Here is a 14,794-nt window from a genome sequence, read left to right as displayed (position 1 = left end):
TTCAGTAACCTACTCGGAGGCGGTGACCGTGTATGGGCGGTGAACGATCGGGACGCTTCGACGGGCGGATCGCGCTCGTCACCGGCGCCGGATCCGGCATCGGCGCGGCGGTCGTCCGGCGGCTCGCCGCGCAGGGCGCGGAGGTCTGCGCGGTGGACGTGGACGGGGCGGCGGCGGAGGCCGTGGCGAAGGAGGTGCCGCGAGCCGACTTCCTGACCGCCGACGTGGCCGAACCTGCGGAGGTCGACCGGGCCTTCGACGAGGTGGTACGGAGGCACGGGCGGCTGGACGTCGTGGTGCACGCGGCCGGTGTCGACGACCCCACGGCCAAGGAGTGGATCGCCGAGGCACTGGTCGCGGACCGGCCGCCGGAGGTGACGGGGCGGCTCGGCGACGATGCCTGGCGGCGCGTCATGCGGGTCAATCTGGACGGCACGTTCCATGTTCTGCGCGCGGCTGTGCGGGTCATGGTGCCGCGGCGGTCCGGGGCGGTGGTCACGGTCGGCTCGTCCTCGGCCTTCGATGCGCCGGCCGGTTATCCGCACTACGCGGCCTCCAAGGCGGGTGCGCATGCGCTGAGCCAGTCCGTGGCCAAGGAGGCGATCGCGTTCGGCGTTCGGGTCAATGTCGTGGCGCCGGGGCCCACGGAGACGGGGATGGCGGCGCGGACGCCTGCGGCGCTTCGGCAGGGGTTCGCCGATCCGCGGGTGCGGGCGTATGCGACGCCGGAGGAGATCGCCGACGTCGCGTTGTTCCTGGTGAGTGAGGAGGCGGCGAATCTCGTGGGGGCCGTGCTTCTTGCGAACGGTGGGCGGTTCACGGTTTGAGGGCCTGGCCCGGAGTGGTCGGCTGCGGGTTGTTTGTGGCTGGTCGCGCCCACGTGGCGGAGCCCAAATCGATACAGCCCCGCGCCCCTTGGGTGGGTGCACGTGAGGGAGGTTTGGATGTATCAGCTCGTTGCGGATCCTGTGATGCTGGGGGAGACGGAGGAGCAACGCCAACTACGAGCGGTTCTAAGGGAGTTGCTCAGCGAAGCGTGCGGTCCGGAGGAAGTTCGAAAGCAGGCCGACAGCCCGCGCGGATACGATCAGGCACTCTGGGACCGGCTCGCCCGTGAGATCGGTGTGCACGGGCTAGCCATACCCGAGGAGTACGGCGGCGCCGGCTACACCTTCGCCGAACTCGCCGTCGCGCTGGAGGAGGCCGGGCGGGTGCTGTGTCCCGTGCCGCTGCTGACCAGCGTCGTCCTTGCCGGACACACCCTGTTGGACAGCGGTGACCGGAGAGCCTGTGCGCGCTGGCTGCCCGGGATCGCCGCCGGTGCTCTCACGGCGACGGTCGCCGGGTTCGTGCAGCCGGCCGACGTGGCGGCCGAACAAGGCGCCGACGGCTGGGTGTTGCGCGGCGACGTCGACTTCGTACCCGATGGAGAGGGTGCCGATCTGCTCCTGGTGGCAGCCCGCGCACCGGACGGTGAGCGGCTGTTCGCCTGTAAGCCCGACAGCGCGACATGCGAGCGTACTGCTCGGCGAGTCCTCGATCCCACGCGCCGCCAGGCCCTCGTGCGCCTCCGGGGAGCGCCCGCCGAACCGGTCGGTGAGCCCGGACAGGCGTCCACCATCGTCGAATCCGTCCTCGACGCCGGACGCGTTGCCCTCGCCGCCGAGCACGTCGGCGGCAGTGCGCATGCCCTGGACGCCGTACTCGGTTACGTCTCCCAGCGGACCCAGTTCGGGCGCCCCATCGGCTCGTTCCAGGCGGTGAAGCACCGGCTTGCGGACCTGCTCGTCGAGGTGGAGGGCGCGCGGTCGGCGTCCGCATACGCGAGCGCCTGTCTGGTCGAGGGGTCGGCAGGGCTGCCCGTGGCCGCGAGCGCGGCGGCCGTCGCCTGCACCGGCGCCTACCGGCTGGCCACCACCGAATACGTCCAGCTCCACGGCGGCATCGGCTTCACCTGGGAGCATTCGGCCCATCTGTATCTGCGCCGGGCGCGGGCCGACGAGGCGTTGTTCGGCACGGGCGACGACCATCGCCTGCGCCTGGCCGGGCTGCTCGGCCTCGGCGGCCGCACCGGCTGATCGTTCGCCGGCCGCTCAACCAGGTCCCCCCTTCCCGATCCATTGACAGGGGCATCTATCGCCCCCAGAATCGAACTCAATTCAGTTCAGTTTGGAGGAGCTCATGGCAGTCGAGGACGAGATCCAGTTCGAGCGGGACGGGCACGTGGCGCGGGTCTGGCTGAACCGGCCGCACAAGAAGAACTGCGTGACCGTGCCGATCCTGAACCGGCTGGACGAGATCATCACCGAGGTCGACGCGGACCCGGAGCTGCGCGTGCTGGTACTGCGCGGGCGTGGCAACACCTTCTGCTCCGGGTTCGACCTGGACAGCCTCCAGGCCGACTTCGTCGGCAGCTCCACGGCCATCGAGGTCGCCGTGCTCTCCGCGAAGGTCTGCGACCGGCTCTACTCGATGAAGACGCCGTCGATCGCCGTCCTGGAGGGTCATGTCACCGCGGGCGGCTTCGAGTTGATGATCTCCTGCGACTTCGCGATCGCCGCGGACGACGCCCTGATCGGCGACTTCCACATCCGGCGCGCGCTGTTCGGCGGAGCCGGACCGATCTACCGGGTGCCGCGCATGATCGGCGTCCGCAAGACCAAGGAGCTGATGCTCACCGGCAAGCTGCTCACGGGGGTCGAGGCCGCCGAGTTCGGCCTCATCAACTCCTCGGCGCCCGCGGACAAGCTGGACGCCACGGTCGAGGAGTTCGCCGACCAGCTCGTCGACAAGAGCCCGTTCACCATGTGGATCACCAAGATGACCATCGACCGCAGCCTCGACGCCGACATCCAGTCGCTGATGGTCATGGAGCACCTCGCGGTCGGCGTGATGCTCAACTCCGAGGACGCTGCGGAGGGTGTGTCGGCGTTCCTGGAGAAGCGGGAGCCGCAGTGGAAGGGCCGCTGACCGCGGTGCCGGGGACCGGGAGCCGGCTGCGCGGCTCCCGGTGCGCCGACTGCGCGGTGGCCGTGTATCCCGTGAGCCCGGTGTGCCCGCGCTGCGGAGGACCGGCCGAGCCGGTCGTCCTCTCCGGTACGGGCACGCTGTGGACCTGGACCGTGCAGCGGTACGCGCCCAAGTCGCCGCCGTACGTCCCGCCCGCCGACGGATTCGCGCCGTTCGCCGTCGGATACGTCGAACTGCCGGAGGGAGTACGGGTGTTGGCCGCCCTCGACATCCGGCCCGAGGACGCGGAGATCGGCATGCCGGTGACGCTCACGGCGGGGGACGGTGTGCCGAGGGCCGCGGGAGCCGCCATATGAGCAGCGAGGACGTGCTCGTCTGCGGTGCCGGGATCACCTCGTTCGCGCGTACGGAGGCGAGCGGGCGGCAGCTCGCCGTACAGGCCGTGCGGGCCGCCCTCGCCGACGCCGGACTGCCCTGGTCCCGGGTGGGGGCCGCGTACGGCGGCAGCGATGCCGCCGGCAACGCCGACACGCTGGTCGCCGAACTCGGCCTGACCGGCGTCCCGTTCACCAACGTGCGCAACGGCTGCGCGACCGGCGGCAGCGCGCTCGTGTCCGCCGCCAACGCGATCCGTTCCGGGGCGGCGGACGTGGCCCTCGCCGTCGGTTTCGACAAGCACCCCCGGGGCGCCTTCGACCCGCGGCCCGCCGACTGGGGGCTCGACGAGGCCTACGGGCGGGACGGGTTGATGGTGACGACCCAGTTCTTCGCCATGAAGATCCAGCGGTACATGCACGACCACGGCATCAGCGCCCGCACCCTCGCACTGGTGGCCGAGAAGGCGTACGCCAACGGAGTGCTCAACCCGCACGCCTGGCGCCGCAAGCCCCTCGACGCCGACGAGATCCTGGCGTCCGGCATGGTCAACGACCCGCTGACCCGTTACATGTTCTGCTCGCCCGGCCAAGGCGCGGTCGCCCTGATCCTGTGCAACCGGGCCGTGGCCCGCGAGCTCGGCGGCAGGCCGGTCACCCTGCGGGCGGCGGTCACGCGCACCCGACGGTTCGGCTCCTTCGAGGTGTTCAGCCCGTGGGCGCCACCCGGGACGCCGACGAGTGTGAGCGCCGACGCCGCCCAAGCAGCCTTCGAGGAAGCCGGGTTGGGGCCGCGCGACATCGACGTGTGCCAGTTGCAGGACACCGAGAGCGGCGCCGAGGTGATGCACCTGGCCGAGTGCGGGTTCTGCGAGCACGGCGAGCAGGAGTCGCTGATCCCGTTCGGGGCGACCGGCATCGGCGGTGCGCTGCCCGTCAACACCGACGGCGGCTGCATCGCCAACGGCGAGCCCATCGGCGCCTCCGGACTGCGCCAAGTGCACGAGATCGTGCAGCAGTTGCGCGGCCGGGCTGGGGACCGCCAGGTGCCGGAGGAACCGTCGGCCGGCTTCACCCATGTGTACGGGGCGCCCGGCGTCAGCGCCTGCACCGTGCTGACCTGTTGAAAGGAGCGCCATGGAGGGGACACCCGACCCGGACGAGTTCCGCGCGGAGGCCCGGCGCTGGCTGAAGGGTGTGGCTCCGGCTCGCGCCGCACGCCGCGAGTGGGGCCGCGGCGACGACTCGGTGGCCGTCTTCGAGAACTGGACGGAGGCCGAGGAGCGCGTCCACACCGACCGGACGCGGGAGTGGGAACGCACCCGGTACGACCAGGGGTGGGGCGCCCTGGGCTGGCCACCGGAGTACGGAGGCCGCGAACTGCCCGCCTACTACGAGCAGTTGTACCGTGCCGAGGAGTCCGGCTTCGACGTGCCGCGGCGCACGGAGATCTTCCCGGTCACCCAGCAGCTCGTCGCGCCCGCCATCCGCATCTGGGGGACGGAGGAGCAGAAGCGGCGCTGGCTGCGCCCCATGCTCCGCACCGACGAACTCGCCTGCCAGCTGTTCTCGGAGACGGAGGCGGGCTCCGACCTCGCCGCCGTCCGCACCCGGGCGGCGCGGGAGGGCGACGGCTGGGTCCTGCGCGGCCACAAGATCTGGACGTCCGGGGCCAGGGTCGCCACCTGGGGCGTAGCCGTCTGCCGCACCGACCCCGACGTCCCCAAGCACGCGGGCATCACCGTCTTCCTGGTCCGGATGGACGCGCCGGGCGTCACCGTGCGGCCCATCCGGCAGATGACCGGCGGTGCCAGCTTCAACGAGGTCTACCTGGACGACGTCCACGTGCCCGACACCGACCGGCTCGGCCCCGTCGGCGAGGGCTGGCGGGTCACCCTCACCGTGCTCGCCGCCGAACGCCTCGACTCCGGCGGACTCGGCCTGGACAACGCCGACCGCGCCCTCGACCTCGCCCGACACCTGCCCCGCCCGCTCACCGACGGGGAACGGCAGCAGGCGGCCGACCTGTTCGTCCGCGTCCTCGTCCAGCGCCTCACCGGGCTGCGCGTGACGTCCGCGCTGGCGGCGGGCCGCGCACCGGGCGCCGAGGCCTCGGTCGGCAAGCTCCACGCCACCGCGACCATGCGCGCCACCACCGACCTGGTCCAGCAACTCCTCGGCCCGCGCCTCGCCGCCGACACGGGGGAGTGGGGCACCTTCGCCTGGACCGAGCACCTGCTCGGCGCTCCCGGCTACCGCATAGCCGGCGGCAGCGACGAGATCCAGCGCAACATCCTCGCCGAACGGGTCCTGGGACTGCCCAAAGAGCCGAAGGGAGAGGGCCGTTGAGCACCACGACCGAGGAGACCGCACTCGCCCGACGCGTCCGCGAGCGGCTCGCCGAGCACCACCCCGGCCAGGAATACGGCGACCTGCGCACCCTGCCCGGCGGCCACTCGGGGCTCACCTACTCCATCACGGCGGGACCGGTGTCGTACGTCGTGAAGGCGGTACCACCGGGACGGCGGCCGATCGGCCGCAACGACGTACTGCGCCAGGCCCGGATCCTGCGTGCTCTCGCCGGATCAAGGGTGCCCGTGCCGATGGTGGTGGCCGTCGATGAGAGCGAACCGGCTTGGTTCGCCATGGAGTTCGTGGACGGCGAGGCGATCGAGCCGGTCCTGGACGAGCACAAGCTCGATCCCGAGCCGTGCCGGAGACGGATGCTGGCCCTGGCCGACGTCCTGCGGGACCTGCACGGTACGACGAGTGCGGAGTCGGCCGAACCGCTGGATCCGGCGGCGGAGTTGGCCATGTGGAGCCGCACCATGCGCGCGGTGCCGCTCGAACTCCGCGCCGGTGCCGACGACTTGCTGGACGCTCTGGCCACACGCATCCCGGATGCCATTCCCCCCACCCTCACCCATGGCGACTTCCGCCTCGGCAACGTCCTGTGCCGGGGAGAACGCCCGGCCGCCGTCGTCGACTGGGAGATCTGGGGATACGGCGATCCGCGCATCGACCTCGCCTGGTTCCTCCTCTTCGCCGACCACCGCAACTTCCCGCAGCTCGGACGCGCGATCCCCGGCCTGCCCACCGAGCACGAGCTGCTCACCGGCTACCTCGACGGGCGTCCCGAACCCCCTGCCTTCGACTGGTTCCGCGCCCTGGCCCGCACCAAGATGGCCGCGATCATGGGCCACAACCTGCGCCGGCACCGCGAGGGCACCCACCACGACCCCGACCAGGAGCGGCTGCCGCCGACCATCGCGGCGATGATCCGCGCGGCCCACGACCTCCTCGACCGACGGCCCTGAAGGAGCGCCACCATGGATTTCGGACTCTCCCCGAGGGCCGACGAACTCCGCTCGCGCATGGCCGCGTTCATGGCGGAGTACGTCCTGCCCGCCGAGCCCGTCTACGACCGGCAGCTGGCCGAGGCGGACAACCCTCACGAACTACCGCCGATCATGCGGGAGTTGAAGGAGAAGGCCCGTGCCGAGGGCCTGTGGAACCTCTTCCTCGCGCACGGCGACCGGGGCGCCGGACTCACCAACCTCGAGTACGCCCCGCTCGCCGAGCTGGCCGGACGGTCGGTGATCGGCCCCGAGGTGTTCAACTGCTCGGCCCCCGACACCGGCAACATGGAACTGCTCGCCCTCTACGGCACCCCCGAGCAGCAGGACCGCTGGCTGCGCCCGCTGCTCGACGCCGAGATCCGGTCGTGCTTCGCCATGACCGAGCCCGAGGTGGCCAGCTCCGACGCCCGCAACATCCGTACCCGGATCAGGCGTGACGGCGACGAGTACGTCGTCGACGGCCACAAGTGGTACACGTCCGGGATCATCGACCCGGACTGCCGGCTGATCATCCTGATGGGCGTCACCGACCCGGACGCGCCGACGTACCGGCAGCAGAGCATGCTGCTGATCCCGCGCGACACCCCGGGGATCACCGTGCTGCGCGACCTGCCGATGTTCGGCTACACCGACCGCTGCGGCCACGGCGACGTGCTGTTCGAGGACGTACGGGTGCCGGTGTCGGCCCTGTTGGGCGGCGAGGGTGAGGGATTCGCCCTGGCGCAGGGGCGATTGGGGCCCGGGCGTATGCACTACGCCATGCGGGCGGTCGGATTCGCCGAACGGGCACTGGAGTTGATGTGCCGCCGGACCCTGACCCGCACCGCCTTCGGCGGTCCGCTCGCCGACCGTGGCGTGGTCCGCGAGTGGATCGCCCGCAGCCGGATCGAGATCGAGCAACTGCGGCTGCTGGTCCTCAAGTCGGCCTGGCTGATGGACACCTCGGGCAACGCGGCCGCCCGAACCGAAGTCGCCGCGATCAAGGTGGCCGCGCTGGAGGTCGCCCATCGGGTCGTCGACCGGGCCGTCCAGGCGCACGGAGCGGCGGGGGTCAGCGACGACACCGTACTGGCCCGGCTGTACGCCATCACCCGGGCGCTGCGGATCGCGGACGGTCCGGACGAGGTGCATCTGCGGACGGTCGCCCGCCGTGAACTGGCCAAGTATCCGGAGGAGTTGGCACAAGCGTGAACGGACAGCAGTTGGAGGGGCGGGTCGCCCTGATCACCGGCGGCTCCCGGGGTATCGGCCTCGGTATCGCCAAGGCGTACCGGGAGGCGGGCGCCCATGTGGTCGTCGCCTCCCGGAAAGCGGACGGACTGGCCGCCGCCCGCGAGGAGTTGCTGAGGGCGAAAGGGGACGGCGAGGTCCACGAGGTGGTCGCCAACGTCGGTGAACCCGAGGACGCCGAGCGCTGCGTCGCGGAGACCGTCTCCCGCTTCGGCCGCCTCGACGTCCTGGTCAACAACGCGGCCACCAATCCCTACATGGGCCCGCTCCTCGACCTCGACCTGCCACGCGCGGAGAAGACCGTACGGGTCAACCAGTACGGCATGGTCGCCTGGACCCGGTGTGCCTGGCGGGCATGGATGAGCGAGCACGGGGGAGCGGTCGTCAACATCGCCTCCGTCGGCGGACTGGTCGTCGACCCCCACATCGGCTGGTACAACGCCACCAAGGCGGCGATGCTGCACATGACCCGCCAACTCGCCTACGAACTCGGCCCGATGGCCCGCGTGAACGCCATCGCGCCCGGACTGATCAAGACCGAGCTGGCCCGCGCCGTCTGGGAGCCCCGGGAGCCGATCCTGACCGCGAAGCTGCCGCTGCGCAGACTCGGGACGGTGGAGGACGTGGCGCACGCGGCCGTCTTCCTGGCGTCCGAGGCCTCGTCCTGGATGACGGGACAGACGCTGGTCCTGGACGGCGGAGCGACCGTGCTGCCCATCGGGGTGGAGGCATGACGCCCACGGAGTTGTTCTCCTTGCACGGGCGTACGGCCGTGGTCACCGGCGCGTCCTCCGGGCTCGGGGCCCGGTTCGCCACGGTGCTCGCCTCGGCCGGCGCCACCGTCCTCGCCGCCGCCCGGCGCCTGGACAGGCTCAAGGAACTCGCCGACGAGGACCCGCGCATCCACCCCGTCGTCTGCGACGTCTCGCGGGAGGAGGACCGGGTACGGCTGATGGAGACGGCACTCGACGAGACCGGCCGGATCGACGTCCTCGTCAACAACGCCGGCGCGCCCGGCGCCGTACGCGCCGAGGACGAGAGCGCCGACGACTTCGCCGGCGTACTCGACGTGAACCTGGTGGCCCCCTTTCACCTCGCGCGGCTGCTGGCAGAGGCGCCGGAGCCCGGCAGCGGTCGTAACCGATCGGTCGTGAACGTCTCGTCCGTCCTCGGGCTGGTCTCCGGAGCCCCGCTGGGCGGTGCGGCCTACGCCGCATCCAAGGCCGGGCTGCTCGGGCTCACCCGTGAACTGGCGGGCCAGTGGGGCAGGTCGGGGGTGCGGGTCAACGCGCTCGCGCCCGGCTGGTTCCGCTCGGAGATGACCGAGGGGCTGTTCGCCGACGAGCGGTCCCGGCGATGGGTCGAGCGCGGCACGATGCTGGGGCGCGGCGGTGATCCGGGAGAGCTGGACGGGGCGCTGCTCTACCTCGCCTCCGACGCGTCCTCCTACTGCACCGGGCAGGTGCTCACGGTGGACGGCGGGTGGACGGCGCGATGAGGGTCTCGGTCGGGATCGACGGCGACGGGCTCGCGCGGGTCGAGATGTGCCGGGGGTCGGGCAACGCGATCGACCTGGCGATGGCCCGGGAACTGCTGGAAGCCGCCCGGGAGTGCGAGAAGGCGCGGGTCCGGGCCGTGTTGCTGACCGGACGCGGGCGGTCCTTCTGCGTCGGCGGCGATCTGAAGGAGTTCGCCGCCCTGCCCGGGGAGCGGCTGGCGGGGCATCTCACCGACGTCACCGACGCGCTCCACGGGGCGCTGCGGATCCTCGCCGGGCTGGAGGCTCCGCTGGTGGTCGCCGCACAGGGTGCCGTCGCGGGCGCCGGGCTCGGGCTCGTGGGTGCGGCGGACGTGAGTCTCGCGGCGGCCGACGCCGGGTTCACGGCCGCGTACACCGCGATCGGGTACACGCCGGACGCCGGGGTCAGCTGGTCGCTGCCCCGGCTCGTCGGGCCGCGGCGGGCCGTGGACCTGCTGCTGACCAATCGGCGCGTCCCGGCCGAGGAAGCGCTGGCGATGGGCCTGGTGAGCCGGGTCGTCGTGCCGGAGCGGCTGCACGAGGAGGCCGTACGGGCGGCAGGCGCGCTGGCGCGTGGGGCCACGGGGGCGTACGGGGTGACACGGCGGCTGGTCGGGCGGGCACTGTCGGCCGGGCTGGACGAACACCTGGAGGCGGAGGCCCGCCGGCTGGCCGCCGCCGCGGTGTCCACGGAGGGGCGGGAAGGCGTGGCGGCGTTCCTCGCCGGGCGCCGGCCCGACTTCGTGGGAACGGACGGTACGTGAAGAAGCCGGTCGATCTTCGATTCGTAGCCGACTTGAACTTGGGTCTACTCTCGGACGACCGGACGGTGATCGGTGCCGCCGGGTGAGGAAAGGGAGAGGCGATGGCAAGGGCGCGGATCGTGGATCCGGAGGAGGGGCCCAGGTCGAAGCGCGGCGCGATCCTCGTGGCCGCCGTGGAGCGGTTCGGGGAGGACGGCTACGAGAACACCAAGTGGTCGGAGGTGGCCGACCGGGTCGGCATCGGGCAGACCGCCCTGTACCACTACTTCGAGTCCAAGGCCCACTGCCTGCTCACCATCATGCGCCTGGAACTCCAGCGCTCCCACGACCAGTTCGTCGAGGCGACGGCCGACGAGACGGACCCGGTGGAGGAGCTGCGCGCGGCGGTCCGCACCGCCTTCGCGGTCACCGAGCAGGAGATCCGCCAGATGCGCATCCTCCAGGCCAACATGTCCCTGCTCGCCACCCCGCGGAAGTCGAAGCGCGAGGAGACCGAGCGTGTCGCGGCCCGCCAGCTGGTCCAGATGGTCGAGCGGGACTGGACGAGCCTGCTGATGCGCGGCATGGCCAAGGGCGCCTTTCCGGTCCGCGACGCGCACACCCTCGGCCTCGCCGTCCTCGGCATGATCGTCAGCGTCTGGCGGTGGTACCGCCCGACCGGAGCGATCCCCCTGTCGGAGATCAGCGAGATGATCGAGGGATGCGTGGTGCGGATGGTCGCGGAATAGCCTCCGGCCCGCCCCTTGTCGGGGGCGGGGCGGTCGCCTTACAGTCAAACTGAACTGAACTCAGGTTGTTTGATGGTTTCGGACTTGTGACGCTGAGGGAGAGCGATCGGCAATGGTGCTTCGCGAATACATGGCCAGAATGGACGGCCAGGACCCGGAAAAGGCCCTCGAACTCCTGGAACCCGGCTTCCGGTTCCTCATCTCCCTCCCCAGCGGTCAGCACGCCGGCACCTCCCGTGAGGCCTTCGCCGACTACATCGCCGGACGCAACGCCGTGGACCGCCGGCACGAGATCGTGCGGTACATGGTCGACGGAGACGTCGAGACGGCGTACGGCTTCGTCGTCGACGCGGGCGTTACCACGGGGGCCTTCCTGTCCGCCGTAAGGGTCTCGCCCGCCGGTCTGATGGCCGGCTACCAGTCCTTCTTCACCCCCGACTTCGACCTCGTGGACCGGCCGTGAGCGCGCCCGCCCCGTCCGCCGCGGCCCCGTTCCTGACCACCTGGTTCGGGATCCTGGACAGCGCCGAAGCCGACCGGATCCTGGACCTGATCAGCGACGACTTCTCCTTCTCCATCCTGTTCTCCACCGGTGGGGACGCCGGCACGGACTTCCACGGCGGCCGGGCCGAGATGGAGGGCTACCTCGCCCAGCGCGAGGTCGGCACCCGCACCCACCACCTGCTCACCGCGTCCACCGTCGGCCGGGACGAGCTGTACCTCGGCGAAGTACGCAGGTCGGGCACACCGGAGGCGACCTTCGTGGCCTCCGCCCGGCTGGACGACGAGGGCCGGGTACGGCGCCTGCTGATCGGGCGCTCGCCCGCGGTCCTGTTCACCTGACACACCCCCGGAGGCACCGTGTACAACCTCGTCCTGCTGGCCGCCCGGCCGCCCGACTGGACCCATGAACGCTTCATCGCCTGGTGGCGCGGCGAACACGCCGAACTCACCCGGCGCCTGCCCGGGCTCAGGTCCTGGCGCCACACCGACCTCGACGCGGCTCTCGAACCCCGCTCGGAGGGCTGGGACGGCGTCTCCGTCCTGAGCTTCGACACCGCCGAGGACCTGCACAAGGCACTGGCCGGCCCCGAGTGGGCGGCGGCCGTCGCCCAGGTCGGCGACATGCGCGGACGCCGGATCGCCGTCATGGGCGGCGAGATGGAGATGTACGGCAGCTGAGAGGCGAGGAAGCGGATGCGACAGACAGTGCGGGAGTTCCACGACCGCTGCGAACAGGCCGACTTCACGGCCGTCGTTGACGACCACGGACGCCACGGGGCCCGCGACCTCCTGCGGCGTGCGACCGAACTGGCCCAGGCGATGACCCCCGACGGAACACCGGGCGGCACCGTCCTGCTCCAGGCCGACAACTCCTGGCGTACCGTCGCGGCCACCCTCGCCGTCGGCCTGACCGGCGGAGTCCTGGCGCTGGTCAACCGCCATACGACCCCGGCCGAGTTCGCCGCCGCCCTGGAGGACATCCGACCGGACGTCCTGATCGCCGAACCCTCGGCGATCGAGGAGTGGGCCGGCGGTTCTGCTCTGCCGGACGCGCTCACGACCGAGGCCCTGGACGGCTGGACGGTCCTCGCCGGCCGAGGCCCGCGCGATGTCTCCCGCTGGTCCGGCGGCACCCTCATCGGCCTCACCTCCGGCTCCACCGGACGCCCCAAGGGCGTCGTCCAGTCCGAGAGCGCCCTGCGGTACGCCTGCTCCTGCACGATCGAGCTCAACGGCCTGCGGGACGGCGACGCGGTGGCCGCCGTCGTCCCGCTCTCCTCGACGGCCGCGTACTGCTTCGGCGTCTGTCTCTCGCTCATGCTGGGCGGACCGCTCGTCCTGTCCGGCCGCTGGGACCGCGAGGAGGCGCTCGCGCGCATGGCCGCCCAGGACGTCCGGTGGACCATGTGCGTACCGACCATGGCCCTCCAGATGGGCTCGGCCGCGGCCGGTTCGCGGGTCCTCGAAGGGGTCCGCTCGATCACCGTCGGCGGCGGCCCCATGGACCGCGGGGCCCTCGCCCGCGCCGAGCGCTCCCTGGGTACGACGATCCTGCGCGTCTTCGGCATGTCCGAGTGCCTGGGACACACCTCGCCCCGGCCGGACGACCCCGAGGAGATCCGCCTGGGCCGCGACGGACGGCCCTTTCCGGGTACGCAGCTCAGGGCCGTCGCGCCCGACGGCACCGTTCTCGGGCCCGGCGCGACCGGCCGGGCCCAGGTCCGCGGCCCGTCCCTCTTCCTCGGCTACGCCCGCGACGGCAAGGTCGAGCCGCCGGCCCTCACTCCGGACGGGTTCTTCCCCACCGGCGATCTGCTGGTGACCGGCGAGGACGGCACGGTCACCGTCATGGGCCGGGAGAAGGACGTCATCATCCGCGGCGGACGCAACCTCGACATCACCGAGATCGAGCGCGCCGTGGCCACCCATCCGGCGGTGGCCCGCGCCTGCGTGACCCCCGTACCGGACCCGCTCCTCGGCGAACGCGCCGCCGTGCTCCTGGTGGTCGAGGACGGCAGCGGTGAACTCGGCCTCGACGAGATCACCGCGCACCTGGCCCGCACCGGCCTGTCCAAGGCCAAGTGGCCCGAATTCGCTTTCACCGTAGGTGAGTTGCCACAGACGACGGTCGGCAAGCTCGACCGGTCGGGAGCCCGCAGGCTCGCCCACGACCTGCACGCGGAGCTCGCCGCGCACCCCGGACAACAGCACCGGCAAGGAGATGCATGACCACCCCCACGACCCGTACCCCCCGCTTCGACCGCGGCCGTTGGGCGCAGGCGGGACCCGAGACCGTAGGGCCCGGTGTCCACCGCATCCCGCTCCCGCTGCCGGACGACGGACTGCGGGCCGTCAACGTCTACGCCCTGGAGGGGCTGACGGAGGGGCTGGTCCTGATCGACGGCGGGTGGTCGATCCCCGAGTCCCGCAAGGCACTTGACGACGCCCTCGCCCGACTCGGCCACGACCTGGGCGAGATCAGCCACGTCCTGGTGACCCACATCCACCGCGACCACTACACCCAGGCCGTCGAACTGCGCCGACTGCTGGGCTCCCGGGTCTACTTGGGCGCGGGGGAGCGGAGGGGGCTGGAGCTGCTGGGGGAGCTGCGGACGGACGAGCCGGTCGGCTCGCTGGAGACACTGCGCCGGGCCGGGGCCCACGAACTCGCCGAGCGGGTCGCCGCGAAGTACCACGGCGACTTCGACCCCGCCGTCTGGGAGGCGCCGGACCGCTGGCTGCACGCGGAGGAACTCCGCTTCGGGGACACGCGGTTGACGGTCGTCCCGACCCCCGGCCACACCCAGGGGCATGTCGTCTACCTCGACCAGGCACGCGGACTGCTCTTCTCCGGGGACCACGTCCTGCCGCACATCACCCCGTCGATCGGGTTCGAACTCGGCGGCCCCGCGCTGCCGTTGGGCGACTACCTCGCCTCACTGCAGCTGATGACCACCCTCGCCGACGCCCGGCTGCTGCCCGCCCACGGCCCGGTCGGCGACAGCATGCACGCACGGGTCGGAGAGCTCCTGGCCCACCACGACGACCGGCTCGCCGAGACGCTGGCCGCCCTCGGCGACCGTACGCGCACCGCCTACGAGGTGGCGGGGGAGCTGGGGTGGACCCGGCGCAAGGTGCCCTTCGCCGACCTCGGCGCCTTCGACCAGATGCTCGCCGTCAACGAGACGGCGGCACACCTGGACGTGCTGGCCGCCCGCGGACGGGCCCGGCGCACGCAGGCCGACGGCGTCAACTCGTATGCGGCCGCGACCGGTTAGAAGCTGTCACGTGGCCGCGGCCGACCGGGAGTCCGGGGACGGCCGCGGCCAGCCAGGAGTCCGGGGAC

At 71.9% G+C, this 14,794-nt stretch carries 17 protein-coding genes; all 17 read left to right on the top strand.

Going from position 1 to position 14,794, the window contains the following annotated elements; genetic code table 11:
• Positions 1-32 precede the first annotated feature (32 nt).
• The 17 genes from ACQEWB_RS06250 to ACQEWB_RS06170 all read left to right on the top strand — a co-directional run bounded on the left by ACQEWB_RS06250 (position 33) and on the right by ACQEWB_RS06170 (position 14,726).
• A complete protein-coding gene (locus ACQEWB_RS06250) occupies positions 33-827 on the top strand; it encodes an SDR family NAD(P)-dependent oxidoreductase (protein ID WP_432827888.1) in 795 nt (264 codons plus the stop codon).
• 117 nt (positions 828-944) lie between these two features.
• Positions 945-2,078: an acyl-CoA dehydrogenase family protein gene (locus ACQEWB_RS06245; protein ID WP_432827886.1), complete on the top strand. Its 1,134-nt coding sequence runs from the start codon at positions 945-947 to the stop codon at positions 2,076-2,078.
• A gap of 103 nt (positions 2,079-2,181) precedes the next feature.
• The gene (locus tag ACQEWB_RS06240) at positions 2,182-2,970 is read left to right on the top strand and encodes an enoyl-CoA hydratase/isomerase family protein (RefSeq protein WP_432827884.1); all 789 of its coding nucleotides are present in this window, start codon (positions 2,182-2,184) and stop codon (positions 2,968-2,970) included.
• A complete protein-coding gene (locus ACQEWB_RS06235) occupies positions 2,955-3,326 on the top strand; it encodes a Zn-ribbon domain-containing OB-fold protein (RefSeq protein WP_432827882.1) in 372 nt (123 codons plus the stop codon). Before ACQEWB_RS06240 ends, ACQEWB_RS06235 begins: the two co-directional genes overlap by 16 nt.
• Positions 3,323-4,471 carry a thiolase family protein gene (locus tag ACQEWB_RS06230; RefSeq protein WP_432827880.1) on the top strand — a complete coding sequence of 383 codons (1,149 nt, stop codon included), beginning with the start codon at positions 3,323-3,325 and terminating at the stop codon, positions 4,469-4,471. Before ACQEWB_RS06235 ends, ACQEWB_RS06230 begins: the two co-directional genes overlap by 4 nt.
• 10 nt (positions 4,472-4,481) lie before the next feature.
• Complete coding sequence (locus ACQEWB_RS06225) at positions 4,482-5,693, top strand: acyl-CoA dehydrogenase family protein (RefSeq protein WP_432827878.1); 1,212 nt, start codon at positions 4,482-4,484, stop codon at positions 5,691-5,693.
• A complete protein-coding gene (locus tag ACQEWB_RS06220) occupies positions 5,690-6,661 on the top strand; it encodes a phosphotransferase family protein (RefSeq protein ID WP_432827876.1) in 972 nt (323 codons plus the stop codon). Before ACQEWB_RS06225 ends, ACQEWB_RS06220 begins: the two co-directional genes overlap by 4 nt.
• A 12-nt stretch (positions 6,662-6,673) precedes the next feature.
• Positions 6,674-7,894 carry an acyl-CoA dehydrogenase family protein gene (locus tag ACQEWB_RS06215; protein ID WP_432827874.1) on the top strand — a complete coding sequence of 407 codons (1,221 nt, stop codon included), beginning with the start codon at positions 6,674-6,676 and terminating at the stop codon, positions 7,892-7,894.
• Positions 7,891-8,667, top strand: a complete 777-nt coding sequence (locus tag ACQEWB_RS06210; protein ID WP_432827872.1) for an SDR family oxidoreductase — start codon at positions 7,891-7,893, stop codon at positions 8,665-8,667. The genes ACQEWB_RS06215 and ACQEWB_RS06210 overlap by 4 nt, the downstream gene beginning before the upstream one ends.
• Positions 8,664-9,431: an SDR family NAD(P)-dependent oxidoreductase gene (locus ACQEWB_RS06205; RefSeq protein ID WP_432827870.1), complete on the top strand. Its 768-nt coding sequence runs from the start codon at positions 8,664-8,666 to the stop codon at positions 9,429-9,431. Before ACQEWB_RS06210 ends, ACQEWB_RS06205 begins: the two co-directional genes overlap by 4 nt.
• On the top strand, positions 9,428-10,216 hold the full coding sequence (locus ACQEWB_RS06200) for an enoyl-CoA hydratase-related protein (RefSeq protein ID WP_432827868.1): 789 nt from the start codon (positions 9,428-9,430) through the stop codon (positions 10,214-10,216). Before ACQEWB_RS06205 ends, ACQEWB_RS06200 begins: the two co-directional genes overlap by 4 nt.
• A gap of 101 nt (positions 10,217-10,317) precedes the next feature.
• Positions 10,318-10,944, top strand: coding sequence for a TetR/AcrR family transcriptional regulator (locus tag ACQEWB_RS06195; RefSeq protein WP_432827866.1), 627 nt, complete (start codon positions 10,318-10,320; stop codon positions 10,942-10,944).
• A 112-nt stretch (positions 10,945-11,056) separates the two neighbouring features.
• A complete protein-coding gene (locus ACQEWB_RS06190) occupies positions 11,057-11,407 on the top strand; it encodes a nuclear transport factor 2 family protein (protein WP_432827864.1) in 351 nt (116 codons plus the stop codon).
• Positions 11,404-11,787 carry a hypothetical protein gene (locus ACQEWB_RS06185; protein ID WP_432827862.1) on the top strand — a complete coding sequence of 128 codons (384 nt, stop codon included), beginning with the start codon at positions 11,404-11,406 and terminating at the stop codon, positions 11,785-11,787. Before ACQEWB_RS06190 ends, ACQEWB_RS06185 begins: the two co-directional genes overlap by 4 nt.
• An 18-nt stretch (positions 11,788-11,805) precedes the next feature.
• Positions 11,806-12,126, top strand: coding sequence for an EthD family reductase (locus ACQEWB_RS06180; protein ID WP_432827860.1), 321 nt, complete (start codon positions 11,806-11,808; stop codon positions 12,124-12,126).
• Between the two features lie 15 nt (positions 12,127-12,141).
• Positions 12,142-13,677 (top strand): class I adenylate-forming enzyme family protein, encoded by a 1,536-nt coding sequence (locus tag ACQEWB_RS06175; protein WP_432827858.1) that lies wholly within the window; start codon positions 12,142-12,144, stop codon positions 13,675-13,677.
• Entirely contained in the window at positions 13,674-14,726 is a 1,053-nt protein-coding gene (locus ACQEWB_RS06170) for an MBL fold metallo-hydrolase (RefSeq protein WP_432827856.1), read from the top strand. The genes ACQEWB_RS06175 and ACQEWB_RS06170 overlap by 4 nt, the downstream gene beginning before the upstream one ends.
• Positions 14,727-14,794: the final 68 nt, after the last annotated feature.

Origin of the sequence: Streptomyces sp. CA-249302, assembly GCF_050936785.1 — a bacterium.
In the GTDB taxonomy this organism is placed as follows: Bacteria; Actinomycetota; Actinomycetes; order Streptomycetales; family Streptomycetaceae; genus Streptomyces.
Note: the sequence above shows the minus strand (reverse complement) of the source record. Positions and strands in the feature narration are given on the sequence as shown.

Coding starts and splice junctions, on each gene's coding strand:
- ACQEWB_RS06190 (WP_432827864.1), top strand. CDS start 11,057: ATGGTGCTTCGCGAATACATGGCCAGAATGGACGGCCAGGACCCGGAA.
- ACQEWB_RS06200 (WP_432827868.1), top strand. CDS start 9,428: ATGAGGGTCTCGGTCGGGATCGACGGCGACGGGCTCGCGCGGGTCGAG.
- ACQEWB_RS06170 (WP_432827856.1), top strand. CDS start 13,674: ATGACCACCCCCACGACCCGTACCCCCCGCTTCGACCGCGGCCGTTGG.
- ACQEWB_RS06195 (WP_432827866.1), top strand. CDS start 10,318: ATGGCAAGGGCGCGGATCGTGGATCCGGAGGAGGGGCCCAGGTCGAAG.
- ACQEWB_RS06175 (WP_432827858.1), top strand. CDS start 12,142: ATGCGACAGACAGTGCGGGAGTTCCACGACCGCTGCGAACAGGCCGAC.
- ACQEWB_RS06250 (WP_432827888.1), top strand. CDS start 33: ATGGGCGGTGAACGATCGGGACGCTTCGACGGGCGGATCGCGCTCGTC.
- ACQEWB_RS06240 (WP_432827884.1), top strand. CDS start 2,182: ATGGCAGTCGAGGACGAGATCCAGTTCGAGCGGGACGGGCACGTGGCG.
- ACQEWB_RS06205 (WP_432827870.1), top strand. CDS start 8,664: ATGACGCCCACGGAGTTGTTCTCCTTGCACGGGCGTACGGCCGTGGTC.
- ACQEWB_RS06225 (WP_432827878.1), top strand. CDS start 4,482: ATGGAGGGGACACCCGACCCGGACGAGTTCCGCGCGGAGGCCCGGCGC.
- ACQEWB_RS06215 (WP_432827874.1), top strand. CDS start 6,674: ATGGATTTCGGACTCTCCCCGAGGGCCGACGAACTCCGCTCGCGCATG.
- ACQEWB_RS06230 (WP_432827880.1), top strand. CDS start 3,323: ATGAGCAGCGAGGACGTGCTCGTCTGCGGTGCCGGGATCACCTCGTTC.
- ACQEWB_RS06245 (WP_432827886.1), top strand. CDS start 945: ATGTATCAGCTCGTTGCGGATCCTGTGATGCTGGGGGAGACGGAGGAG.